We start from the raw sequence: 23,215 nt of genomic DNA, 5'->3' as shown, positions 1-23,215 counted from the left end.
GTTGTTTGTGAAATACAATTCAATAAAATCAAGTTTAATCTACATGATGACGACAGCGATGTGAACTGATCTAAGGGATAAATCTATGGTGACTGGTCGATACAAGAAATAAATTTTATTAAGTTGATTATTTTCTGCTTTTTTTGCATAGTTTAAAAACTGAACAAAACTAATTGAATTAATAAAAATCAAAGGACTAGCTCAATGATTTTAGGCACTCGTAGTCAAATTAATCCGCATCAAGCGTATCGAATTAAAAAAATGCAACATGAGCTTGAACGTGTGGAGAGCTATGAAGAGTGGAGAGACATTGCCTTAAAGCTGGATGAGGAGACGGGCGCTCAGGAATGGAAGTTTGATAATACTTCACCCTATTTTGATGCTGAAATTATATCGCATCGTTTAAATCTCTTACGCCGTTACAAGCTGAATCATCGTGTGTTTGATCTTATCTATATTTTGCGAGAAGGCTTGAGTCATGATGTCGCCAATATTGGTCATCCTATGCTGTTCACACAAACATATATTGGCACTAAAAAACTTATTGAGGACTATATCGAAGAGGTTTCACAGAGTTTAATTTATATCGCTTCGGATGAATGTTCAGGTTTGACACATCAAGAAAAATTTGATTTTTTTAAAAATTGTCAACTGACCTATGGTCAACCAGCAATGATGTTTTCGGGTGGGGCCTCATTAGGTTTGTTTCATACAGGCGTGTGTAAGGCGCTGATGGAACAAGATTTGATGCCGAAAGTTTTATCAGGTTCGAGTGCTGGTGCGTTAATGACGGCGATGTTAGGCGTTTCTGATCAAAAAGATATTGATCAGCTGCTGACAGGAGAGAGCTTTTATAGCGAGGCATTCCATTTCAGAAGTTTAAAAGAGTTGCTTAGAGGAAATGGTGGTATTGCTGATGTGCGATATCTTAAGAAATTTCTAGTGGAAAATTTAGGGGACTTAACATTTCAAGAAGCGTATGAAAAGTCTGGACTTGATATTAATATCAGTGTCGCACCTTATGATGTCGCTCAGGAAGATGCTCGTATCATGAATAAATATACTGCGCCAGATTTACTGGTATGGAGTGCAGTATTGGCCTCATGCGCCGTTCCTATCTTATTTCCTCCAGTTCGACTGACCAGTAAGCGTTATGATGGGGTGCATACACCATACTTGGCAAGTATTCGTTGGGTGGATGGCAGTGTAAGAAGTGATTTCCCACAAGAGAAAATGGCTCGTCTCTACAATATTAATTACACCATTGCCAGTCAGGTGAATCCACATATTGTGCCATTCATGCAAAGTGATGCGGAGCGTTTTAGAACAGATCTACTCAGCTGGCCGCAACGTTTAGTGCGTAAACATGGTAAAACGATTGCGATGGATGTCATGAATTTCACTCGTGACCGAATGGGCAGTGTGCCGACGATTAGACGACTATTGGATCACGGTTATGGTATTGTTGATCAGCGTTATTATGGTGATTTAAATATTGTAGGTAATTACAGCCTACGACATTATCATTATATGCTACAAAATCCGCGACCTCATTTGTTTAAAGTCCTTCAAAGAGAAGGCGAGCGGGCAACTTGGTCTAAACTGTCCAGTATTGAAACACATGCGCGCATAGGAAAAACCATTGAACATTGTTTGGATATGCTGACGCAACTGAAACAGCAAAATGAATCTCTCGAAAAACAATCTACAGTGGCAAACCATTCAGCCTCTGCTCAGGCAACCAGTTAATTCTGAACAAAGTCAGCAGTATGGTCGTCTAATTTATTGTATCGAAATAGACGACCAAACGTATTGGGTTAAGCGACAACAGCAGGGTATCAGTTCACAGCATGAGCAGTGGTTCGACAATGAGATAAAACACTACCAATCACTCAGTACTCGCTCTTCAAAGATCTTAGTGCCGTTTGAGATCGTGTATAACGAAAACAGTAGATTCAATACACCTACATCAACACATGATTCTTCATCATTAATTCTGATTGAAAATGCGGCGCCGCTATTTGAAGTAGAAAATTCCGTCTATACTCAAATGCAGACCTTCTCACACAATGAGTTTTCAAATGTGGTCAATTTATTATTACATAGTCTAGATGCAATACTATCTATTCATGAGCAAGGATTGGTCCATGCAGATCTCAAAAGAGAACATTTTAGAATATTGAATGGTCAACCCAAATTAATTGATTTTGAACAGATGTTTCACTTGGAGTGCCATCCTCAAGTTTCTACACATGGAACACCAAGGTATATGGCGCCTGAGTTGTTTCATGGTGAGTCAAAATCACAAGCATCAGATATATATGCACTCGGTATTATTTGGTTAGAATGGTTAAATCAGTACTCAATCCGTAAAAAAAGCTATATAGATTGGGCAAAATGGCATTGTCAGCAATTAAAAGTTGAAATTATTAGGCCTTTTTCTGACTTAACACCAGTACTCCAGCAGATGTTGATGAAAAATAAATCACAAAGATTGAACAATATTTATCAATTAAAACAGTTATTAAGCGAATTTGTTTAAACAAAAACCAGTAAAATGGATAATTGTTTTATATTTAGTCAAACAATAAGGTTTTTCAAAAAAAGGGCTTGTCATGAGATAATGATCTCTATAATATACACAGCCATCGGGGACGTGGCGAAATTGGTAGACGCACTGGATTTAGGTTCCAGCGCCGCAAGGTGTGAGAGTTCGAGTCTCTCCGTCCCCACCAAGTAATTTGCTAGGTGGAACGACCGAAGTAAGTGAAATAGAGGATTGGTGTAATGGTAGCATGACGGTCTCCAAAACCGTTCGTCAAGGTTCGAATCCTTGATCCTCTGCCAAGTTTTATGAAGCTCAGTAATATGATTGAGTATTCAAAGGGGACGTGGCGAAATTGGTAGACGCACTGGATTTAGGTTCCAGCGCCGCAAGGTGTGAGAGTTCGAGTCTCTCCGTCCCCACCATATTAAGGCAAGGTTTGATACCTTGCTTTTTTATTGCCTATATTTTTATATAAATACAGACCAAAATATATAATCAAAAAAAATCGCCTACAAAGAGGCGATATTAATATTTAGATGATCTATTTAGTATTCATTCCGTTGAATTAAGGTGAGATTAAGCCTTTAAGTGATCCTCGAATTCTTCACCTAATTGCATTGCTAGAGTATTTCCAGATAAGTCACATGTCACTAAACCATATTCTTTTTTAAAACTGAAAGTGAAGCCTTGGTTATCCTTTAAATTTCGAACGGAATAACCTAATTTTTCTAACCAAATTCTGAATGCAATTAAATTTTTTGCTTTGACCACTTTCTTCATGAGACAACTCCTTTGACTAATGAAATATTAATAAGGTTAATGATGTTGTTTTTAAAGGGCTTTAACCTAAATTAATGTAAATATATTTTAATTCTATAAAAATGTATATATTTCATGCAATTAAAAGAAAGAATTTGATCATGTTGTTAAAGCTTTAAGATAAAGAAGAGAATGTATTGTCTGAAGGGTTTAAAAACTGAGCGAATATCGCTCAGTAATGAACACCTGTAATTTGAACAGATAATGCTAAATTTAGAAATTATCTTTCATTTCCCGAATACGTTTAAATTCTTCAGCACTGTTGACGCGCAAGAAAGGATTGGTCTCAAGTTCAATTTCAATGGTGGAAGGTAAGGTTATTTGATTTTGATCTCGAAGTTTCTGAACTTGCTCAAATCGTTCTTGCAGTGCCTTATTCTCAGGTTCTACTTGCAAAGCGAATTGTGCATTTGAGAGCGTGTATTCATGGGTACAGTAGACTTGAGTTCTTGGAGGGAGCGCTGACAGTCGGTTAAGTGATTGATACATTTGTTCAGCCGTTCCTTCAAAAAGGCGTCCGCATCCCATTGCAAATAAGGTATCTCCACAGAATAAACTGTCAATTTCATCTGCAAATATTGCGATATGACCTAAGGTGTGGCCAGGAACAGCGATGACGTCAAGTTTTAAGTCATTAAAATAAAATTCATCATCATGATTGAGTGGACAACTGATAAATGGAATTTTAGATAATTCTTCGCGTGGACCATAAACTTCAATATTTTTTTCCGCGATTAACTCTGGCACACCACCAATATGGTCTTTATGCCAGTGCGTAAGCCATATTTGCTTAAGTGTTAAACTATTCGAGTCACAATAGTTGACCACCAAATTGGCTTCTGTAGGGTCTACCACGGCAATTTCTTGGGTTTCAGTATCTTCAATAATCCATATATAGTTTTGTAGCGCATTGTTAACATCAATTACGCGAACTTGATAACGCATCCTAAACGATCCTAAAGCATGTGACTTATTTGATCTCATCCTAGATCAAGCTTATCAAATTGTAAAATTCACCCAAATTTTAAACAGCGATGTATTGTAAATATTGATTTCGAATTTGATGAGGTGCATTGTTGTTAGCTTAAGATTATCTGATCTGATGAACTAATTTCGAGTAAAAAGTAAATGATGATAAAAGTGAGATTGAGTGCTTGCATCAGCTCAGTGATGAGTTCGATTGTTCTTGTTGGTTGTATGCAGAACTCTCAAGTTGGTCAACTGCAAAAGTCTCAATTATACGAGCGTCCAAGCAGCTGTAAGGTCAATGAGACAATTGAACGTAAAGCGGTTCCTCAAACACCTAACCAAATGAGCCTTCCGAGTTTTGGGCAAGGGGTTATCGGTTGGGCAACAGGGCCAGAAGGTGCTCAAGCACGCTTAGAAAGTGTATCTAAGCAAGACATCCATCAGTTTAAAGCTCAAGGTGTTAGTTTGGAAATGATACGCGAATGGCAAGCGTTTTATACGCATGAAGCAAAGCGTAATCCATGCAATCCAACTGCGCCGTTACGTGCGCAATTAATGGAAAAAATCGCTTCACTTTGGATGGATTGATATTAAAAAAGATCCCATTTGAGATCTTTTTTTAAATTTACTATCGCATTTTGGCGAGTTTTTCACCTGTCATTTGTGCCAATTGTACTAATACTAAAAGAACAATGACGGTGAGTATAACGACACTGGTATCAAAGCGTTGATAACCATAGGAGATCGCAAGATCACCAATGCCACCTGCACCGACCGCACCAGCCATAGCTGTTGCACCAATTAAGCTGATTGCAGCTGTAGTTAAATTGAGAATGAGGGAGCTACGCGCCTCAGGCAGAATAAACTTGAAAATAATTTGCAGGGGTGTTGCGCCCATAGCTTGCGCTGACTCCACGATACCTTCGTTGACTTCAAGGAGTGAAGTTTCAACCAGACGACCAATATAAGGTCCTACATAAATGGTTAAAGGAACAATAGCTGCCCATGTCCCAATAGAAGTACCCACAATCATTTTTGTCAGTGGAATAACCGCGATCAGGAGGATAATAAACGGGAGGGAACGTAATGCATTCACAATAGGGTTTAATCCATAGTAAATCACACGATTGGCTAAAATCCCGTTTGGTCGTGTAACAAGTAGAGTTATCCCTTGAATTAAACCCCAAATCGTACCGAATAGCATTGCAAAAAAAACCATATGAAAGGTTTCTTGTAGGGCTGTCACAAATTGATCAATTGAAAGCGAGCTTTTCCAAAAAGGTTCAGTAATTTCTGTTAGCCATTGAACAATCATATCTCTCATGCACGTACTCCTGATTGCTCAACTTTAACGCCATGTTGTTGGAAAAAGCTGATGGTTTCTTGAATAATGTCTGGATCACCCAGTAATTGCACAAACATTTGCCCAATCACAGCGCCATTAATTTCGGTCATGTTGGCAAATAAAATATTGAGACTAATATCAAATCGTTTAATGGCAGCTTGCACAACAGTTTCTTGGGCCGAAGTACCTAAGAACTGCAAGCTATAAATACTGTGGTGATTTTGATTTTCTAAGTTATTTAAAATATTGATAGGTAATTGCTGCTGTAAAACAGTTTGAATAAATGTTTTGGTCGTCGGGTGTTGAGGTTGACTAAAGATATCGAGAGTACTGCCGTGTTCAATCACTTTGCCTTGCTCCATAACTGCAACAAAGTCGCAAATCGACTCAATAACATCCATTTCATGCGTAACCATAACAATGGTGATTCCTTGCTCTTGATTAATTTTTTTCAAAAGGGCAAGTACAGACTTTGTCGTTTGAGGATCAAGCGCTGATGTTGCTTCGTCACAGAGTAGAATTTTTGGATGATTGGCAAGTGCCCGAGCGATACCTACACGCTGTTTTTGACCACCAGAAAGCTCATCTGGAAAAGCATCGCGTTTATGTTTTAAATCGATAAACTCAAGTAGCTCATCTAAGCGTTTTAGACGCTCAGCTTTACTCCAGCCAAGGAGTTTCATTGGCATTTCAATATTGGCTGCAACGGTTTTGGTTTGTAGTAAATTGAAATGCTGAAAAATCATACCAATATTGGCGCGTTCTTGACGTAATTTTGAAGCGCTCAAAGCAGTGAAATCTTGACCGTGGATGATCATTTGACCTTGATTGGGTCTTTCTAGTAAATTGATCAAACGGATCAGTGTACTTTTACCTGCACCACTATAGCCTATAATTCCGAAGATACTTCCATCTGGAATCGTCAGATTAATATTGTCTAAGGCGTGAATAGTTTGGCCTTTAAGCTGATAATGTTTACTAATATTTTTAAATTCAATCATAACGTCAAGAACTATTAAAAATGAAAAACAGGCAAATTAAATTTGCCTGTTAAAAATACAGAAGTCTAGAATTATTGAGCTTCTGTGAGATATGTCGTTGGTTTATCAACATTAACTTTAGTGCCACCAAAGTTCTCTTTCACATATTGCTTAACCGCATCTGTATGATATAGCTGACCTACCTTTTGCAATACAGGATCATTCTGACGGCCTTCAGCTACAGCCAGTACATTCACATTCATTTTTGTACTTTGATCGATTGGCTCGTAGTAGATCGCATCTTTTAATACGTTCAAACCACCTTCCATTGCTAAGGTGTTGCCTAATACAATGGCATCCACTTCATCTTTCACACGTACCGCAGTTGCCATTTGAATCGGTTTGATGGTGATCTGTTTAGGATTCTCAGTTACATCAGAAGTTGTGCCTTTGACATTGTCAAATTGAGGTTTTAACTTTACTAAACCAGCAGATTGCAATAATAAAAGGGCACGTGATTCATTAGCACCATCGTTTGGAATTGCAATGGTCGAACCTGTTTTGAAATCATTTAGATTTTTAACTTTGCTTGAGTAAATCCCCATTGGCTCAAGATAAGTCGTAGATAATGGCGCAATTTTTTGAGTATTAGCATCATTGTATGCAACCATATATGCATATGATTGGAAGGCATTGATATCAATCTCTTTATTGGCTACCGCAGTGTTCATTGAAACATAATCAGTAAAGTTTTTAACATCTAACTTTAAACCTGCAGCTTCAGTTTCTGGCAATTTTGCAATGAACTTCCAGATATCTGCATCTGAACCTGTAGAAGCGATTGTAATGGTTTGAACTGAATCTTTATTCGTGTTGTTTGCAGCGGTTTCTGGAGCATCTTGTTTTGAGCATCCAGCGATACCCACTGATAGGCCCAAAACTAAACCAAGAATTTTCTTCATGATATTTCCTGAGTATGTTGAAACAATCTTCAACTTACATATGCAGTGAGGTGAATAGTGAAATGAACTGTCCTTGTTTAAAGAGCATTTCAACCTATTCATCTGTTAGAGATAATTCGGTATTTAGCTATCAATTATTTAAGCATTGATAACAAAAAAGTTGGTTGATGATAACAATTTTTTTTTATTCAATATAGTGATGTTAATGAACTAGCTTAGCATAAAGCGTCATATACAATTTATGAGAATGTATAAATAAACTTTAAATATCATACTTATAATTTGAGTGTTTAAAATTAGCAAGATCTGTTACCAGTCGAACACCTTATAATGATTTAATATATCAATATGAAAAATATGGATTTAATTAAATTTAGAAATTTGCTTGGTAAGATCATTATTGTATTTCTGCCGATATTGGCTAGGGGGCATACCAAACCAACGCTTGAATGCTCGTCTGAAATTTGAGGCATCGTGATAATTAAGAAGCATACCAATTGTTTCAATCGTGAGTTGCGTATGCTCAAGAAAATAAGCACTTTGCTGTGCAAGAACTTGATCTTTGACTTCTTTAAAGGTTAAACCTTCTTTTTCTAAATGACGAGCTAAGGTTCGTTTGCTCATGAATAATGAAGCGGCAATCTCAGATTCATTTTTGGGATCTGATAAATGCTCAATCAGTATTTTTTTGACACGAAACTGATAAGTATTTTGGGGTGTAAGAAGTTCCTTAAGTACATTTTCACATTGTTTTTTTGCAATGAGATAGTTCTCCTGACTTGCTGAAGCATTCGGGATTTTACACACAGATAAAGGTATCTGAATGCCATCAAAAGATTGTGAAAATGCGAAATCACATTGAAAAACTTTTGTATAAGCAGCGTGGTAAGCAGGTTTAGGATAGCTAAAAAGCAACTTCGCCTCAGTTAATGGCTTACCTAAAATAAATTCAGCACACTCTTTAAATACCACCATGCAAGACTCGATCATGCTTTGATATACAAGGGTGGAGCAATCGATATTAAATTGAATTTTACAATTCATCTGCTGATCACGCTTTTCGAGAATGACTTCTGCAAATCCAATCCGAGTAGGTAGATAATGTTGAATCGCTTCAAGTGCAGCATAGAGGTTTGGGCAACTGTGCATCAAAAAGCCCATTGCGCCATGAGTCGTTGGTTTAAGGCGATGTCCAAGTTCTAAACCGAAGTCGGGAACATCTGCCATGTTCAATGCATTGTCAAATATACGAATAAAATCAGATGCTGAAATCCGGGAATCTTCCTGTTGAATAAATTCAGCAGTCAGAGATGTGCCATTCAATAAAGTTGGGAATACACGCAGCCCACCTCCCAATTGTTGCGCAATAATTCTGACATATGCGCAGGGAATCAATGCCCGAATTGCATTATCGTCCTGATTGCTATGTTCTATTCCTTTAGACATCATACTCAAGTCCAGATAGCGTGATATTGATCTTTCTTAAATCTAGCCTCATTAGAGCTGCTAATTTGAATTAAAAGAATGTCAAAAAATGACTTATTAATGTCAAAAAATGACCTGATTGTGTATTTTTTAAATTCTATGCTCAAACACAGATCATCAGCTTAATGGAATAAAGGCTGAATATAAATTTAAAGATGAGATCACATAGGACACATTGTCATGAATAATTTAGTCAAAAAAATGAATGCTGTTCGAGTAGATTTGGTGAATTTTAGCGCTCGCTATATTCCCTTAGAAAATCACATCAAAGCTGCCCATGTATACCATAAATTAAAAAGTAGCCTATTTAAGAATCCTGATTTTGATCAAATTGAAGAAATTCAACTTCCAGATCCAAATGTTTGCCACTTACAAGAGCTTGATGTCAGTAGCCCTTTTTTATACAAGCAAGGTGTATGGAAGGATACTTTTAAGCGATTACGGAAAGATGCGCCGATACATTATCAATCAAACAGTTTATTTGGTCCTTTTTGGTCGATGACACAGTACGAAGATGTCATGTACGTTGATAAAAATCATCAGCTCTTCTCTTCAGAACCGATCATTATGTTGGGTGAGCAACCGCAAGGTTTAGAGCTTGAAATGTTTATTGCGATGAATCCACCGAAGCATGATATTCAGCGTAAAGCTGTGCAGGGGGTTTTTGTACCTAAAAACTTAAAAGACATGGAAAGCTTGATTCGGACACGTACCCAAGACGTACTTGATCACTTGCCTTTAAATGAAGCTTTCGACTTTGTAGATCGAGTTTCAATTGAGCTGACCTCAAGAATGTTGGCAACATTGCTAGATTTCCCTTACGAAGAACGCCGTAAATTGGTCTATTGGTCTGAAATTGCATCTTCATCCCCAGGTACGACAGGCGGCACGATGACCATTGAAAATACTTTTGATGGTCTAAAAGAGATGGTGAGAGATTTGTCACAACTTTGGCATGATAAGGCTGCACGTATAGAAGCAGGTGAGGCTTCAAGCTTTGACTTGATGAGTATGCTTATTCGGAGTGATGAAACAAAGGATCTGATTCAGCGGCCATTAGAGTTTCTGGGGAATTTGGCATTATTAATCGTAGGCGGGAATGATACGACTCGTAACTCGATGTCGGGCGGGGTTTATGCAATGCATTTGTTCCCTCAGGAATTAGACAAGCTGAAGAATAATCCTGATCTGTTGCCTAATATGGTTAGTGAGATTATTCGTTGGCAGACACCATTGGCGTATATGCGCCGTGTAGCGACTCAAGATCTAATTTATAAAGGTCAGTATATCCGCAAAGGTGACAAAGTTGTTATGTGGTATGCGTCTGCTAACCGTGATGAAACTGTGTTTGAAAATGCGGATGAATTTCGTATTGATCGTGAAAATGTGAAAAAACATCTATCATTTGGTTATGGAATTCATCGCTGTATGGGTAGTCGTTTGGCTGAGATGCAATTGACTATTCTTTGGGAGGAGATTCTCAAACGTTATGACAGAATTGAAGTGCTTGAAAAACCTGAGATTGTTCAGTCTAATTTTGTTCGTGGATATTCTAAGATGATGGTGAGACTGCATCCAAAGTCAGAATCTAAATAGTCCAAAATCCCTCATACTAGATGAGGGATGTTTTTATGTATCGTGAAAAAGAGGTTGGATTTGATCATAAATTATAACTCAAGCATCTACACACATTTGGATAAATGGAGCAGTGTCAGCGTCTTGCCGTTGGCCGAAGATGAGGCGAGGGGTTTGCAGAAAAATTTTCATATAGATAGGAATTAATAAATGATATTTTATTAGATTGTAGAAAGTTAAATATTTATAAGCTAAGAAAATGTTCACAGAAATTCATCAGTTTTTTGAAGAAAATTTGAAAGATTATTCTAATTTAAATCAAAATGATTTAATTATTGAAACGAAAATGATTAGTTTTGCTAAAGATAGAGGGATTTCTATAGCTGGGGTGGTAAAAGGTGATCCGAGTAGGTTTATTGAATTAGGTTGGTTAACTGTAGATAGCAATAACTTATTTCATCCATTTAGAATATATCCATTTTTGAGGGCAGTACAGCTATGTAAGCTAAGACACACTGTAACCTCATCAATTAATCGTGATTCATTTCAGGATTTTTTAAGGCGTGTAAGTGACTCTTTACCTTCTTTAGAGTTAATTGAAGCTGAAGTACAGCTAGCTAATCAAATTAGTAATTTAGCTATACTCTTAGAACCAATATATTGGCCTAAGATCACGAATAAAACAAAACTTAGATTTCCATATTGCTCAACTCCAGAAGAGTTTGATGAGACATTATTTCCTTATAAAAATAAAATTTTAGCTTATGTTAAGACTTTGGATATCGAAACTTGGCGGTCAAATCATGAAAAATTAAGAATAGGAGCTGCAAAACTCGATGATAACTATGAATTGTATATGATGCTCCGTTTAGCACCTTGGACTAAAAGGGAAAAAATCACCGGGAATATTGGTGGTGCTTTGTGGCTTAGACATATTGCTGAAGTTATACGATTAGCATTTCAAGAAGCGCATGGTGTTCAATGGGCTGAAGAATATGAAGCATTTGGTTTTTGGCATGAAGGTGCTAGAACAAAATTATATGGATCAGAAAGGCCGATTGAAAATGGACTCACCACTAGACCTCGCCTTGCTTTCGAATTTGGATTACACACTGGTAGCACAATAAGATGGTATTTAGAGGGCGAAACTGAGTATCAAGCGGCATTACATATTTTACCAAAAGCTGCTCTTGCTGGTATTGAATTCATTAATTTAAAAGGTGTTTTTCAGGAAAATGCAAATGCACCAATGCGACTCGAAGATCATTTGAAAAGTGACAGAGAATTAAAAAGATTCAGCTTTATTTCTTTTGATGGTGATGTTTCAAGAAATGTTAGCTTTTTTGGAAAACAATTAGAAAAAAATAATATTGTTGGTTACATCAATGTTAATTATCCTGATTTTGAGTTTGAAAACTTTACATTAAATGAGCTTATTGAAATAGCAATTTCATTAGATGAAAAGCTAGGGTTTAATTCTGAGAGATTGAGATCAGGAGATAGAGAAAGTATTAAGTCTGGGAAAGCCTTTGAAAAATATTATAGAGAATATTCAGATCGTAAAAATTCATTAAAAGGTAAGGAGTGGGGTGAAGCTTTAGCTAGCTACGCTTTAGATAATCCATTAAAAGAAGATACTAATCAGAGACGTACTTTCCTACAAACTATAGATCAAATTTTACATGCAAGACGAGTTTTATATGATTATCAGTATGATGCTTTTAAAATAGATTTAAATGATTTTAAAATTAAAGAGAAAGATGAATCTATATGAAATGTAAAAAACCCCGCACTCAGCGGGGTTTTTTATACTTAAAGATAATTAAGCATTTTCACGAGCAATCGCACGGTAACCAATATCTTTACGATATTGAACACCGTCGAAAGTCACTTTCTGGCAAAGCTCTAAAGCTTTTGCTTGTGCTTCACCAATGGTATTACCAAGTGCAGTCACGCAAAGGACACGACCACCAGCAGTTACGATGTCACCATTCTCATTGGCTTTCGTACCTGCATGGAACACTTTCGCATCTGCCATTTCCGTATCTAAACCAGAAATCACATCGCCATTGCTAGAGGTTTCAGGGTAGCCCTTGGATGCAAGTACGATACCGACAGTTTTACGCTCATCCCATTCAGCTTCTGCAGGAAGTTTACCTTCAATACCTGCTTCAACTAAATCAACTAAAGATGATTTTAAACGCATCATGATCGGTTGAGTTTCAGGGTCACCAAAACGACAGTTAAACTCGATTACTTTAGGCTGACCTTGTTCATCAATCATCAAACCTGCGTATAAGAAACCTGTATAAACGTGCCCGTCTTTTTTCATACCTTCAACGGTAGGACGCATCACTTCATTCATGGTTTTTTCAAAAACTTCAGCCGTCACAACAGGAGCAGGAGAGTAAGCACCCATACCACCCGTGTTAGGACCTTGGTCACCTTCAAAGATACGTTTATGATCTTGTGACGTAGCCATAGGTAAAATGTTGTCGCCATCAATCATACAAATGAAAGATGCTTCTTCACCTGCCAAGAACTCTTCGATGACAACGCGTGAACCTGCATCACCAAATTTGTTGCCTGCAAGCATGTCATCAATTGCATCGAATGCTTCTTGATTGGTCATCGCAACGATCACGCCTTTACCAGCAGCAAGACCATCAGCTTTGATCACGATCGGCGCACCATTTTTCTCAACAAATGCCTTAGCAGCATCGACTTCTGTGAACACGTCATAGAAAGCCGTTGGGATGTTGTGACGTTTCAGGAAGTGCTTCGCAAATGCTTTAGAGCCTTCTAATTGCGCTGCAAATTGGGTAGGACCCCAAATTTTAAGATCCGCAGCACGGCAAGCATCTACCACACCATTTACAAGAGGTGCTTCAGGGCCAACAACAATGAGCTCAACAGCATTGTTTTTTGCAAAATCGATAATTGCAGGGTTATCTAAAATGTTAAGAGCAACATTTTCACATTTTGGCTCTGTTGCTGTACCTGCATTACCTGGTGCAACAAAAACTTTTGAAACTTTTGCATCTTGAGCGATTTTCCATGCCAATGCATGTTCACGACCGCCACTACCCAATACTAAAATATTCATCGGTTCATACTCCATGAATCGAAAATGACATAAAGTCCTCAGCCTAAAAATAGGAGAGGACTTTATGCAAGATTAAACATCTATGTCGTTTAATGTATATGACGATGTCATTACACAACTTACCATCAATTAGTGACGGAAGTGACGCATACCTGTGAATACCATTGCAATACCAGCTTCATCAGCAGCAGCAATTGTTTCTTCATCACGCATAGAACCACCCGGTTGGATAATGCATTTGATACCTGCTTTCGCAGCGTTATCAATACCATCGCGGAATGGGAAGAATGCATCAGATGCCATTACCGCACCTTCAACCACTAAACCTGCATGTTCAGCTTTGATCGCAGCAATACGAGCAGAGTTTACGCGGCTCATTTGACCTGCACCCACACCAATCGTTTGACGGTTTTTAGCATATACAATCGCGTTTGATTTAACGTATTTCGCAACTTTCCAAGCAAAGATCATGTCATCAATTTCTTGTTCAGTTGGGGCACGTTTCGTCACAACTTTAAGATCATCTTTAGTAATCATACCTAAGTCTTGATCTTGAACAAGTAAACCACCGTTTACACGTTTGTAGTCCATTTGTGGAGCACGTTCGTCAATTGCTGGTAATTCGCCACATACAAGTACACGTACGTTTTTCTTCGCACCAGTCACTTCTAATACGCCTTCAGCAACGCTTGGTGCAATGATCACTTCAACAAATTGACGATCAACAATCGCTTGTGCAGTTGCAACGTCTAATTCACGGTTGAATGCAATGATGCCACCGAATGCAGATTCTGGGTCAGTTGCATAAGCTAAATCATATGCAGCTTTAATGCCGTCTAAAGAGACTGCAACGCCACATGGGTTTGCGTGTTTTACGATTACACATGCAGGTTTTGCAAATGATTTAACACATTCAAGTGCTGCATCAGTATCGGCAATGTTGTTATAAGATAATTCTTTACCTTGCAACTGTTTAGCAGTAGAAACAGAAGCTTCAGTTGCAGCAGGGTCAACATAGAATGCAGCAGATTGATGTGGGTTTTCACCGTAACGTAAATCTTGAGCTTTATTTAATTGCGTATTGAATGTACGTGCAAATTGATCAGCTTGACCTTCTTCTTTACCAACGCGAGCGCCTAAGTAAGATGCGATCATACCGTCGTACTGAGCAGTATGTTCAAATGCTTTAACTGCTAAGTCAAAACGAGTTGCATAAGAAAGTGAGCCTTCAGCTTTAAGCTCAGCAACTACAGTCGCATAGTCAGATGCATTTACAACGATACCTACAGACGCATGGTTTTTCGCAGCAGCACGAACCATCGTTGGACCACCGATGTCGATATTTTCAATCGCATCAGCAAGTGAGCAGTTAGGTTTTGCAACAGTTGCAGCAAATGGATAAAGGTTTACCACAACTAAATCGATCGCATCGATGTTGTGTTCAGCCATCACAGCTTCATCTAGACCACGACGAGCCAAGATACCACCGTGGATTTTCGGATGAAGTGTTTTTACACGTCCGTCCATCATCTCTGGGAAACCAGTGTGCTCTGAAACTTCGACTACAGCAATATTGTTGTCACGTAACAACTTATAAGTACCGCCAGTAGATAAAATTTCTACCCCTAGAGCAACAAGGTCTTGGGCAAATTCAACAATGCCTGTTTTATCAGAAACAGAGATTAATGCGCGTTTAATAGTCATGATTTAGTCACAGTTATCAAGAATTAAAACAAAAAAGCTAAATAGCAGGTAAAAAAAATGCCCGCGGAAGCCGCAAGCATTTTATCATTTATTCACTCATTAAACCGTGAGCTTTCAACTTTTTACGTAAAGTACCACGGTTAAGGCCTAGAATCTCAGCAGCGCGAGTCTGGTTGCCACGTGTATATTCTAACACTACAGATAAAAGAGGTTTCTCCATTTCTGCTAAAACCATGTCATAAACTTGAGATGGTTGCTCGCCTTGCAATTGTGCAAAATAATGGCGAACTGCGCGATCTACGTGAATACGAAGAGCGACATCAGATTGTGCAGTAAAAATAGGAGATTTGCTATTCATGCGAGTTAATCCGAGAATCAATAATCACTTAGGGTAAAAGTGATTTTGTGGTCAAAATAAAAAAACGAGCTCCGTTTTAGGTCCTAAAACGGTCGACTCTAAAACAAGAACAATTAGCTTGCCACAACTAGAGCAATTGAGTGAAAAATAAGCGTAACAATAGTTTAATATTTGTTACGGTTCCACATAAAACAAAAAACATCCCTGATGCGCTGAATAAAAAAATTAAGCACATGAACAGAACTGTATTTATTTTGAGAAATTGCGAGGAGTTTGCGGTACAAAGCTTTCGTGGCGCGTATCATACCATTGTCTATGAAAAAGTGAGCAAGAAAACTACATTTTTTTTAATTTTTTTATCGTTTTTTTTGATCTTATGGTCGTATAACTTCCAATTTATAATTGTCAAACTCAGATTGGGAAAAATTTATACTAAATTTGAAACCAAATGGACTGTCTTGAGGAATTCGTGTAATTCCATGCAAACTTTCTACTAAATATTCATTGGGTGTTTTAATAGAGGATGAAATCAATTTACCTTGTTGAAAAATGCTTATTTTCAACAGAGGCAGTTTTAGCCCTTTGCTATATTCGTTCACCAAGTGACCTGAAAAAACAGTGGAGATCGCTGATGTTGACTCAATATTGAGGTCTTGTACTTTTATATGGGTATAGCGTTCATCAAGCGTGTCACAATTAAATAAGTTACATGCTGATATAAATGCCTGATTTAGCGCAGGTGAGCGTTGCAATACATTTGGGTTAAACCATAAAAATTGAAAAACCAGTAATAACGCTAAAATTGTATTTACGATCGCCCATGTCGCAATATAAAGCCTAGTTCTTGGTTTCGATTGGCTATTGGCATGGATTGATGATGAAAGATTTAAAGATGGGTAGTTGGTAATCGGATCATGATTGAACGTATTTAAGTTATTTAAATACGTACGCAAGGTTATGTTTGAATTTGCAACTTTACGATCGAAAATATCCAATAGGTGTTGTTCTTGTTTAGGTTCAATCACATCTTCAGATGGTGCTGTACTGTCTTGGGCTTCTGTGATTAAAGGTTCAATCACTTTCGGTTGAGGATTGAATAGATGTAGAAGCGCATTAAACTCAGCAGAACATTTAGGACAACAAACCATACCCTCGGCAACAGTTAACTGGGTGACTGATACCTTGTAAATTGTGGAGCAATTTGGGCAGCGGGTTTGTTTATCACTCATATCTTAAATTAAGCTCTACTTATTTATGGCGTTTCCCAGAAAGACGGTACCAATTTTCATCACGCTTTTCTTTGTCTAATATATCAAAAAATTCAGCATAAACACGAGAAACATCATCAACTTGCTCTTCAATAATACCGGCTAGTGCGAATTCACCCTCAGGTTGAATGAGTGTTGAAAACTCCTCAGCAAGTGCCATCAGTGGGCCAGCAAGAATATTTGCGACAAATACATCTGCCTTTTGCTCACCGAGTGCTTGATTAAATTCTTCAGGTAAGCCGACATATAAATTTTCGAGAACGCCATTTAATTCAGCATTTTGTTGTGTAGCGAGTACAGCTTGAGGATCAATATCTGTTGCATATACTTTTTTTGCACCCAGCAATAGGGCAGCAACACCTAGAATGCCAGAACCACAGCCGTAATCGATGACGATTTTGTCTTTTACATCGGTTTTACCTAACCATTGTAGGCAGAGGAATGTTGAAGCATGATTACCTGTACCAAAAGCTAGGCCTGGATCTAATTTAATATTGACCGCATCCGCTTCAGGTGCTTCCATCCACTCAGGCACGATCCAATATTTTTCACCAATTTGAATTGGCTCATATGCATCCATCCAAGTGCGTTCCCACTCTTGATCTTCGATAAACTCATAACGTAAAGGCGCTTCAGGCATCTGGTCTTTAATGAAAGTTTCTAGTGCGACGACATCGATTTCTTCATCATCTTCTTGAGCGTAAATACCCGTTACGATGACTTTGTTCCAAAGCGGAGTCTCACCTGGAAGTGGTTCTAATAACGCTTGATCTTCTGCATCATCTAGCGTCACACTGACTGCACCAAGAGATAATAATAATGTTTCAGTAAAATCAACTTGTGCTTGATCGACAGTAATATGGATTTGTAACCACTTCACAGTAAAAAAACCTAAATATGCAATACGAGAGTTAGCATTGTACTGTATTCGCTTTAAGAATGCAGATAAAACCTGAAGCATAAATAAAGGCACGATTACAGTGCCTTTAAGATGAGTTGGTTAACTCAATTAATATCAGTTAATTTGTGAGTGGTTTCGAGTTAACTCAGCCGGATGGTCTAATGGTGCAAAACGATTCAGCAACATGCCGAAAATAGCAGCGAAGATATACATAAAGATTGAATAAACAGCTGCTGGCATCGCAATTTCGCTGCTATTCATTATCGTGATTGCAATCGCCATGGCCAAAGTACTGTTATGGATACCAATTTCAAAAGCACACGCTCTTGCTTGAAAACTCGGTACACCAAAGAAGCGTGGTAGAAAATAACCAACGCTAAGACTTGCGATACAAAATAACGCTGTTGCCAAACCAATTTGAGCAAGATAATTCATAATGTTTGCACGTTCAGAAAGTACTGCACCGACAATAATTAACACTAAGAATACAACGGCAAAAATACGCACTGGTTTTTCTAGTTTAGTTGCAACATTTGGAAATTTGTAGCGCACAAACATACCGAGGGCAACTGGAATAAGAATAATGGCGAACACTTGTAAAATTTTACTAAATTGTAGACCAATTTGAGTTGAATCCTGAATGAAATGTGTGATTGCAAAATTCACGATAAGTGGCAAGGTCACTGCAGCAATAATGGCATTAATCGCAGTCAAGGTGATGTTGAGCGCAACATCACCTTTGTATAAATAGCTAAACAGATTGGCTGTCGCACCCCCTGGTGAGGCAGCAAGCAACACTAAGCCGACAGCCAAGTAAGGAGAAAGATTGAGTATTTTACATATAATAAATGCAACGCCAACCAAAATGATGAGTTGGGAAAATAATGCGATGAGCACTGCTTTAGGGTGTTTACGAACGCGTAGAAAATCTTGAACAGTGAGTTCAAGTCCTAAACCCGCCATCACAATTGCAAGTGCTAAAGGTAAAAAAATCGTAAGGATCCCTGTGTCCATAAATTCATCCTGAATTTTGTTGTGTTATTTGTAAATAGATCATTATTTTTAATTTGGTTTTATCGTTATCAATAAATAAAAGCAACCAATTTTTCAATTGGTTGCATAAATGGTCGAACTTAAAAAAAATTGGGTTAAGACGCTTTTGGCATCGGTGGCGCATATCCGAGTGCACATTTGCCTTTATATTCTTGACCTTCGATATTTACTGAAACACTCGCTGCATCAGACTTACAAGCTGAATTAAGCTGCTCTTCATTTCCTTTCAAATCTTTACTTTGGGTTGGGAAAAATTGAGTTTGGCAAGTACCATTCCAAATGATTCCTTTATATGGGAAACTGACAGCATCACCTTCGCTTTTACCCTTACATACGCTTTGGAATTGTTTGGCATTATAGGCATTATCAACTTTGTCATTCGCAATACTCATACTACTTACGCTTAGACCCAAACAACATAACATTGACATCGTAAATAACTGGACTTTCATGTTCGTATACTCTTGTTAAAAAATATGACATGAATATGTTGAAAAAATAGTCAAATCAATGGAAGGGCAATGCTGTAAATAAATTTTCTAAATTGTTAAAAAATCACTTAAATCTGCAAAATTTATAAATTTTTATATCAATATGGTTTATATTATTGGACTTCAAAAAAATTAGAATTAAATTGTTCTCGATTGTCTCAAGGCAAACAAAATTTGCTATAATTTTCTGTCATTATTTTTATCTCCTCATATACCACTATGCATTATCCTAAAGTTTACGATGTCATTGTTATCGGTGGCGGACACGCTGGTACAGAAGCAGCGCTTGCTGCGGCACGTATGGGTCGACAGACTTTACTCTTAACTCATAATATTGAGACTTTAGGGCAGATGAGCTGTAACCCAGCGATTGGTGGTATTGGTAAATCACACCTTGTTCGCGAAATTGATGCCTTAGGTGGTGCGATGGCACTCGCTGCAGACAAGGGTGGTATTCAGTTCCGTATTCTGAACTCACGTAAAGGTGCTGCAGTTCGTGCAACGCGTGCGCAGGCTGACCGTATACGTTATAAAGCGGCTATTCGCGAAACATTAGAAAATCAAGCCAATCTTGATATTTTCCAACAAGCAGCAGATGATCTCATTGTTGACGGCGATACCGTTAAAGGTGTGGTAACACAAATGGGGATTCGCTTTGATGCGAAAACAGTCGTGTTAACCGCTGGTACATTCTTGGGTGGCGTGATTCATGTTGGTCTTGAGAAATCAAGCGGCGGTCGTGCAGGTGATCCACCTTCAATTTCTTTAGCGCACCGTTTACGTGAGCTTCAATTGCCAGTAGGTCGTTTAAAAACAGGTACGCCACCACGTATTGATGCACGTTCTGTAGATTTCTCTGTCATGACACCACAGCCGGGTGATTTCCCATCACCAACGATGTCATTTATGGGTGATGCATCTATGCACCCAGAGCAAGTCAACTGCTACATCACGCATACCAATGAAAAAACTCATGATATTATTCGTGGCGGCCTAGACCGTTCACCGATGTATACTGGTGTGATTGAAGGTGTAGGACCACGTTACTGTCCGTCAATCGAAGATAAAATTCATAAATTTGCCGATAAAGATTCTCACCAAGTATTCTTAGAGCCTGAAGGCCTAGATACACATGAACTTTATCCAAATGGTATCTCTACATCGCTTCCATTTGATGTCCAGTTTGAATTAGTACGCTCAATCCGTGGTATGGAAAATGCGCATATCCTGCGCCCGGGTTATGCCATTGAGTATGATTATTTCAACCCACAAGCTTTGAAATTCACTTTAGAGACTAAAGCGATTAATAACTTGTACTTTGCGGGTCAAATTAACGGTACGACAGGTTATGAAGAAGCCGGTGCACAGGGTTTACTTGCAGGTTTGAATGCTGCACGCCGTGCGTGGGATCAAGAACAATGGACACCGAAGCGTGATGAAGCGTACATGGGTGTATTGGTCGATGACTTAATCACTTTAGGTACGAAAGAACCTTACCGTATGTTTACCTCACGTGCGGAATACCGTTTGATGCTTCGTGAAGATAATGCAGACCAACGTTTGACACCAATCGGTCGTGAAATGGGTCTTGTGGATGACGAGCGTTGGGCAGCGTACTGCGAAAAAATGGAAGCGGTTGAGCGTGAAACAGGTCGTTTACAACATCTTTGGGCTGCACCTAACAATCCAATGGGTAAAAAATTCGTTGAAATGACAGGTGCGGATCTTTCTAAAGAATGTTCTGCGATTGATTTGTTGAAACGTCCGAACATTACTTTTGCTCAAATTGCGGAACTCACTGGTTCTGATGTTTCTGCTCAAGTGGGTGACCAAATTGAGATTGCAGTTAAATATGAGGGTTATATTAACCGTCAGCATCAGGATGTAGCGCAAATGAAGCGCTTAGAAGAGACTAAGATTCCAGCTGATTTTAATTATGACGTGGTATCTGGTTTATCTCGTGAAATTACTTTGAAACTCAAAGAAGTTCGCCCTGAAACTCTCGCTCAAGCAAGTCGTATTCCGGGCGTTACACCTGCTGCTGTTCAATTGGTGATGATTACGATTCGTAAGAATGCACAAACTAAAAAATCTGCTTAAGCCTGTTGCAGTCCAAAAAACCCGCTTGATGCGGGTTTTTTTGATCCTCATATAACGATTTATTCATAAATAAGATAAATAATTTATTATTTACGTTTAACAAGAATAGAGATTAATAAAGAAATTATGATTATTTCTCAATCCAAGTTGATGTCGTTATATTGATTCTACGTTCACAACAAAGAGGAAAGGCCATGACGATGAAGCGTATTCGTTATAATGGTTATGAAATTGCATGCTGCACGATGTAAATCATAATCCAACGACATTGAAAAGTGTACGTGGGCTAAAGGGGAGTTTAGTTCACGTATTTAAACTCAACACAATAAGAAATCAGCGCAATACTGAAAATATGATAATAAAAAATCTTCAGAGCCAATTTGGCTCTTTTTTAATTTTCAATTTCATGAACGGCGTTAAATACATCGAGCGGTTCAATACGAATGATTTTTTTGCCGAAGCTTCTGAGCCACCAAACCAATTGTGAAGTAAATGGCACATTAGCCACCACTTTAAAGAGATCATCGGATACTTGTGTGATGGATTGATCTTTACTGAGTTGGCTTTCGGAAAAGTAAAGTGCATCAGCTTTATTCATAAAGAGTTCGAGTTGAACGAGCTCAGTGGGTTTATTGAAATCAACTCTGAAGCCGAGCGCACCAGATTCAATGTAAGCATCAATATCAAAGTCAACAGGGTGTAAGGCGCGTTGCTCTAGAACTTTTGCAGATTTAAAGCGATGTAAAGCAAAGGTTTGAACTTCTGATTTGTCATGTCGAGTACAAATCAAATAAATGATTGAACCCTTTTGAACCAATGCGAGCGGGTTTAAGGTATAACCACGTTCTTCACTTTCAGGTCCACGCGCACGATATATGCATTCGATCTGTTTATCTTGCAATAGACCTTCATAAATGGCTTGCTGCGCATGTTTCTCTACAACAGGAGGGATCAAGGGCTGGCTTGCAGGGACAATACGGACACGGTTAATCCACTGACGTACGTTGTTTTGTGTAGATAAGCTGCGTTTTGCAAGCTCGAACCAAGGGTTCATCTCCTCAATTAAACTTGGTGGAAGCAAATGCTTCAAATGTTCTTCAACCATCATAAAGGTGACCGCTTGAGAGCTGGTCATATGCGGCAAGCTTTGAATAGGGGCATCTGATCGCCAACGCCAACCTTGTGGTACAGTTTTATTACTCTCAATAGGAAATCTTTGAGAAATTTGATTTAAATCACGTTGAATGGTTCTTAAACTGATTTCAATACCTTCTCTTTGCAGGGTCTCTTGCAACTCTCGTGTACCCATCCATTTGCCAGTGGTTAAACGTGAAAGAATTTGCCACTGTCGATATAAGCTATTCGATGTTTCTTTTTCTTGAGAGGACATAATCAACTAATGAATAAAGAGAAAATATTTTTCAAACACACAATAAAAAATCTTTAAGAGATAAGCAAGCATGGAAAGTGAAGCTGTTGAGTATATTTCGATACATCTTTAGGCCATTTTTCGTTGTGAATGCTTCAAAAATGGGGCATTAATAGATGAAT

General features: G+C 38.3%; 20 protein-coding genes and 3 tRNA genes. 9 read left to right on the top strand and 14 right to left on the bottom strand.

Going from position 1 to position 23,215, the window contains the following annotated elements; all coding sequences use genetic code 11:
• Positions 1 to 204 precede the first annotated feature (204 nt).
• From AC1M9J_RS00700 to AC1M9J_RS00680, 5 genes are all read left to right on the top strand, one after another.
• Positions 205 to 1,749, top strand: a complete 1,545-nt coding sequence (locus AC1M9J_RS00700) for a DUF3336 domain-containing protein (protein WP_481595488.1) — start codon at positions 205 to 207, stop codon at positions 1,747 to 1,749.
• Positions 1,685 to 2,542 carry a protein kinase domain-containing protein gene (locus tag AC1M9J_RS00695; RefSeq protein ID WP_481595487.1) on the top strand — a complete coding sequence of 286 codons (858 nt, stop codon included), beginning with the start codon at positions 1,685 to 1,687 and terminating at the stop codon, positions 2,540 to 2,542. The genes AC1M9J_RS00700 and AC1M9J_RS00695 overlap by 65 nt, the downstream gene beginning before the upstream one ends.
• 108 nt (positions 2,543 to 2,650) lie before the next feature.
• A tRNA-Leu gene (locus AC1M9J_RS00690) sits at positions 2,651 to 2,735 on the top strand.
• A gap of 38 nt (positions 2,736 to 2,773) precedes the next feature.
• Positions 2,774 to 2,847 (top strand) — tRNA-Trp (locus tag AC1M9J_RS00685).
• A 38-nt stretch (positions 2,848 to 2,885) separates the two neighbouring features.
• Positions 2,886 to 2,970, top strand: a tRNA-Leu gene (locus tag AC1M9J_RS00680).
• A 154-nt stretch (positions 2,971 to 3,124) separates the two neighbouring features.
• Here the strand turns inward: AC1M9J_RS00680 and AC1M9J_RS00675 are convergent.
• Both AC1M9J_RS00675 and gloB read right to left on the bottom strand, forming a co-directional pair.
• Positions 3,125 to 3,328 (bottom strand): hypothetical protein, encoded by a 204-nt coding sequence (locus AC1M9J_RS00675; RefSeq protein ID WP_035267651.1) that lies wholly within the window; start codon positions 3,326 to 3,328, stop codon positions 3,125 to 3,127.
• A gap of 252 nt (positions 3,329 to 3,580) precedes the next feature.
• Positions 3,581 to 4,312 carry a hydroxyacylglutathione hydrolase gene (gloB, locus tag AC1M9J_RS00670; RefSeq protein ID WP_481612494.1) on the bottom strand — a complete coding sequence of 244 codons (732 nt, stop codon included), beginning with the start codon at positions 4,310 to 4,312 and terminating at the stop codon, positions 3,581 to 3,583.
• A gap of 225 nt (positions 4,313 to 4,537) precedes the next feature.
• Here gloB and AC1M9J_RS00665 point away from each other — a divergent pair, with 225 nt between their 5' ends.
• Positions 4,538 to 4,924, top strand: coding sequence for a DUF4951 domain-containing protein (locus AC1M9J_RS00665; RefSeq protein WP_481951691.1), 387 nt, complete (start codon positions 4,538 to 4,540; stop codon positions 4,922 to 4,924).
• A gap of 40 nt (positions 4,925 to 4,964) precedes the next feature.
• On the opposite strand, the gene AC1M9J_RS00660 is transcribed toward AC1M9J_RS00665, so the two are convergent.
• The 4 genes from AC1M9J_RS00660 to AC1M9J_RS00645 form a co-directional block, all read right to left on the bottom strand.
• Positions 4,965 to 5,660 carry a methionine ABC transporter permease gene (locus AC1M9J_RS00660; RefSeq protein ID WP_481951690.1) on the bottom strand — a complete coding sequence of 232 codons (696 nt, stop codon included), beginning with the start codon at positions 5,658 to 5,660 and terminating at the stop codon, positions 4,965 to 4,967.
• Positions 5,657 to 6,682, bottom strand: coding sequence for a methionine ABC transporter ATP-binding protein (locus AC1M9J_RS00655; RefSeq protein ID WP_179998301.1), 1,026 nt, complete (start codon positions 6,680 to 6,682; stop codon positions 5,657 to 5,659). Before AC1M9J_RS00655 ends, AC1M9J_RS00660 begins: the two co-directional genes overlap by 4 nt.
• 71 nt (positions 6,683 to 6,753) lie before the next feature.
• Positions 6,754 to 7,623 (bottom strand): MetQ/NlpA family ABC transporter substrate-binding protein, encoded by an 870-nt coding sequence (locus AC1M9J_RS00650; RefSeq protein ID WP_035267639.1) that lies wholly within the window; start codon positions 7,621 to 7,623, stop codon positions 6,754 to 6,756.
• Between the two features lie 363 nt (positions 7,624 to 7,986).
• Complete coding sequence (locus AC1M9J_RS00645; protein ID WP_481951689.1) at positions 7,987 to 9,072, bottom strand: AraC family transcriptional regulator; 1,086 nt, start codon at positions 9,070 to 9,072, stop codon at positions 7,987 to 7,989.
• 216 nt (positions 9,073 to 9,288) lie between these two features.
• On the opposite strand from AC1M9J_RS00645, the gene AC1M9J_RS00640 reads away from it, so the two are divergent.
• Both AC1M9J_RS00640 and AC1M9J_RS00635 read left to right on the top strand, forming a co-directional pair.
• Positions 9,289 to 10,704: a cytochrome P450 gene (locus AC1M9J_RS00640; RefSeq protein WP_481951688.1), complete on the top strand. Its 1,416-nt coding sequence runs from the start codon at positions 9,289 to 9,291 to the stop codon at positions 10,702 to 10,704.
• Positions 10,705 to 10,942: 238 nt separating this feature from the next.
• Entirely contained in the window at positions 10,943 to 12,457 is a 1,515-nt protein-coding gene (locus AC1M9J_RS00635) for a hypothetical protein (protein WP_481586978.1), read from the top strand.
• A 48-nt stretch (positions 12,458 to 12,505) separates the two neighbouring features.
• On the opposite strand, the gene purD is transcribed toward AC1M9J_RS00635, so the two are convergent.
• From purD to AC1M9J_RS00600, 7 genes are all read right to left on the bottom strand, one after another.
• Positions 12,506 to 13,789 carry a phosphoribosylamine--glycine ligase gene (purD, locus tag AC1M9J_RS00630; RefSeq protein WP_481951687.1) on the bottom strand — a complete coding sequence of 428 codons (1,284 nt, stop codon included), beginning with the start codon at positions 13,787 to 13,789 and terminating at the stop codon, positions 12,506 to 12,508.
• A 129-nt stretch (positions 13,790 to 13,918) separates the two neighbouring features.
• Positions 13,919 to 15,493 (bottom strand): bifunctional phosphoribosylaminoimidazolecarboxamide formyltransferase/IMP cyclohydrolase, encoded by a 1,575-nt coding sequence (gene purH / locus AC1M9J_RS00625; protein ID WP_092766164.1) that lies wholly within the window; start codon positions 15,491 to 15,493, stop codon positions 13,919 to 13,921.
• An 88-nt stretch (positions 15,494 to 15,581) separates the two neighbouring features.
• Entirely contained in the window at positions 15,582 to 15,851 is a 270-nt protein-coding gene (gene fis / locus AC1M9J_RS00620) for a DNA-binding transcriptional regulator Fis (RefSeq protein WP_001086304.1), read from the bottom strand.
• A 374-nt stretch (positions 15,852 to 16,225) separates the two neighbouring features.
• Positions 16,226 to 17,080, bottom strand: coding sequence for a DUF3426 domain-containing protein (locus tag AC1M9J_RS00615; RefSeq protein ID WP_481588397.1), 855 nt, complete (start codon positions 17,078 to 17,080; stop codon positions 16,226 to 16,228).
• Positions 17,081 to 17,099: 19 nt separating this feature from the next.
• Positions 17,100 to 17,999: a 50S ribosomal protein L11 methyltransferase gene (gene prmA, locus AC1M9J_RS00610; protein WP_035267660.1), complete on the bottom strand. Its 900-nt coding sequence runs from the start codon at positions 17,997 to 17,999 to the stop codon at positions 17,100 to 17,102.
• 135 nt (positions 18,000 to 18,134) lie between these two features.
• Positions 18,135 to 19,034, bottom strand: coding sequence for a bile acid:sodium symporter family protein (locus tag AC1M9J_RS00605; RefSeq protein ID WP_481951686.1), 900 nt, complete (start codon positions 19,032 to 19,034; stop codon positions 18,135 to 18,137).
• Between the two features lie 134 nt (positions 19,035 to 19,168).
• Positions 19,169 to 19,525, bottom strand: coding sequence for a hypothetical protein (locus AC1M9J_RS00600; protein WP_035267631.1), 357 nt, complete (start codon positions 19,523 to 19,525; stop codon positions 19,169 to 19,171).
• A gap of 258 nt (positions 19,526 to 19,783) precedes the next feature.
• Here AC1M9J_RS00600 and mnmG point away from each other — a divergent pair, with 258 nt between their 5' ends.
• Positions 19,784 to 21,664, top strand: a complete 1,881-nt coding sequence (gene mnmG / locus AC1M9J_RS00595) for a tRNA uridine-5-carboxymethylaminomethyl(34) synthesis enzyme MnmG (protein WP_481951685.1) — start codon at positions 19,784 to 19,786, stop codon at positions 21,662 to 21,664.
• Positions 21,665 to 22,055: 391 nt separating this feature from the next.
• Here the strand turns inward: mnmG and AC1M9J_RS00590 are convergent, their stop codons facing one another.
• Positions 22,056 to 23,054: a helix-turn-helix transcriptional regulator gene (locus AC1M9J_RS00590; protein ID WP_179998271.1), complete on the bottom strand. Its 999-nt coding sequence runs from the start codon at positions 23,052 to 23,054 to the stop codon at positions 22,056 to 22,058.
• Between the last annotated feature and the right edge of the window lie 161 nt (positions 23,055 to 23,215).

This window comes from Acinetobacter sp. ANC_7588, from assembly GCF_056783995.1.
This window is presented reverse-complemented; position numbering and strand designations above follow the sequence as displayed.

Bases quoted from the DNA above. Each gene is read 5' to 3' on its own strand.
- AC1M9J_RS00700 (WP_481595488.1), top strand. From the start codon at position 205: ATGATTTTAGGCACTCGTAGTCAAATTAATCCGCATCAAGCGTATCGA.
- AC1M9J_RS00695 (WP_481595487.1), top strand. From the start codon at position 1,685: ATGAATCTCTCGAAAAACAATCTACAGTGGCAAACCATTCAGCCTCTG.
- AC1M9J_RS00675 (WP_035267651.1), bottom strand. From the start codon at position 3,328: ATGAAGAAAGTGGTCAAAGCAAAAAATTTAATTGCATTCAGAATTTGG.
- gloB (WP_481612494.1), bottom strand. From the start codon at position 4,312: ATGCGTTATCAAGTTCGCGTAATTGATGTTAACAATGCGCTACAAAAC.
- AC1M9J_RS00665 (WP_481951691.1), top strand. From the start codon at position 4,538: ATGAGTTCGATTGTTCTTGTTGGTTGTATGCAGAACTCTCAAGTTGGT.
- AC1M9J_RS00660 (WP_481951690.1), bottom strand. From the start codon at position 5,660: ATGAGAGATATGATTGTTCAATGGCTAACAGAAATTACTGAACCTTTT.
- AC1M9J_RS00655 (WP_179998301.1), bottom strand. From the start codon at position 6,682: ATGATTGAATTTAAAAATATTAGTAAACATTATCAGCTTAAAGGCCAA.
- AC1M9J_RS00650 (WP_035267639.1), bottom strand. From the start codon at position 7,623: ATGAAGAAAATTCTTGGTTTAGTTTTGGGCCTATCAGTGGGTATCGCT.
- AC1M9J_RS00645 (WP_481951689.1), bottom strand. From the start codon at position 9,072: ATGATGTCTAAAGGAATAGAACATAGCAATCAGGACGATAATGCAATT.
- AC1M9J_RS00640 (WP_481951688.1), top strand. From the start codon at position 9,289: ATGAATAATTTAGTCAAAAAAATGAATGCTGTTCGAGTAGATTTGGTG.
- AC1M9J_RS00635 (WP_481586978.1), top strand. From the start codon at position 10,943: ATGTTCACAGAAATTCATCAGTTTTTTGAAGAAAATTTGAAAGATTAT.
- purD (WP_481951687.1), bottom strand. From the start codon at position 13,789: ATGAATATTTTAGTATTGGGTAGTGGCGGTCGTGAACATGCATTGGCA.
- purH (WP_092766164.1), bottom strand. From the start codon at position 15,493: ATGACTATTAAACGCGCATTAATCTCTGTTTCTGATAAAACAGGCATT.
- fis (WP_001086304.1), bottom strand. From the start codon at position 15,851: ATGAATAGCAAATCTCCTATTTTTACTGCACAATCTGATGTCGCTCTT.
- AC1M9J_RS00615 (WP_481588397.1), bottom strand. From the start codon at position 17,080: ATGAGTGATAAACAAACCCGCTGCCCAAATTGCTCCACAATTTACAAG.
- AC1M9J_RS00605 (WP_481951686.1), bottom strand. From the start codon at position 19,034: ATGGACACAGGGATCCTTACGATTTTTTTACCTTTAGCACTTGCAATT.
- AC1M9J_RS00600 (WP_035267631.1), bottom strand. From the start codon at position 19,525: ATGAAAGTCCAGTTATTTACGATGTCAATGTTATGTTGTTTGGGTCTA.
- mnmG (WP_481951685.1), top strand. From the start codon at position 19,784: ATGCATTATCCTAAAGTTTACGATGTCATTGTTATCGGTGGCGGACAC.
- AC1M9J_RS00590 (WP_179998271.1), bottom strand. From the start codon at position 23,054: ATGTCCTCTCAAGAAAAAGAAACATCGAATAGCTTATATCGACAGTGG.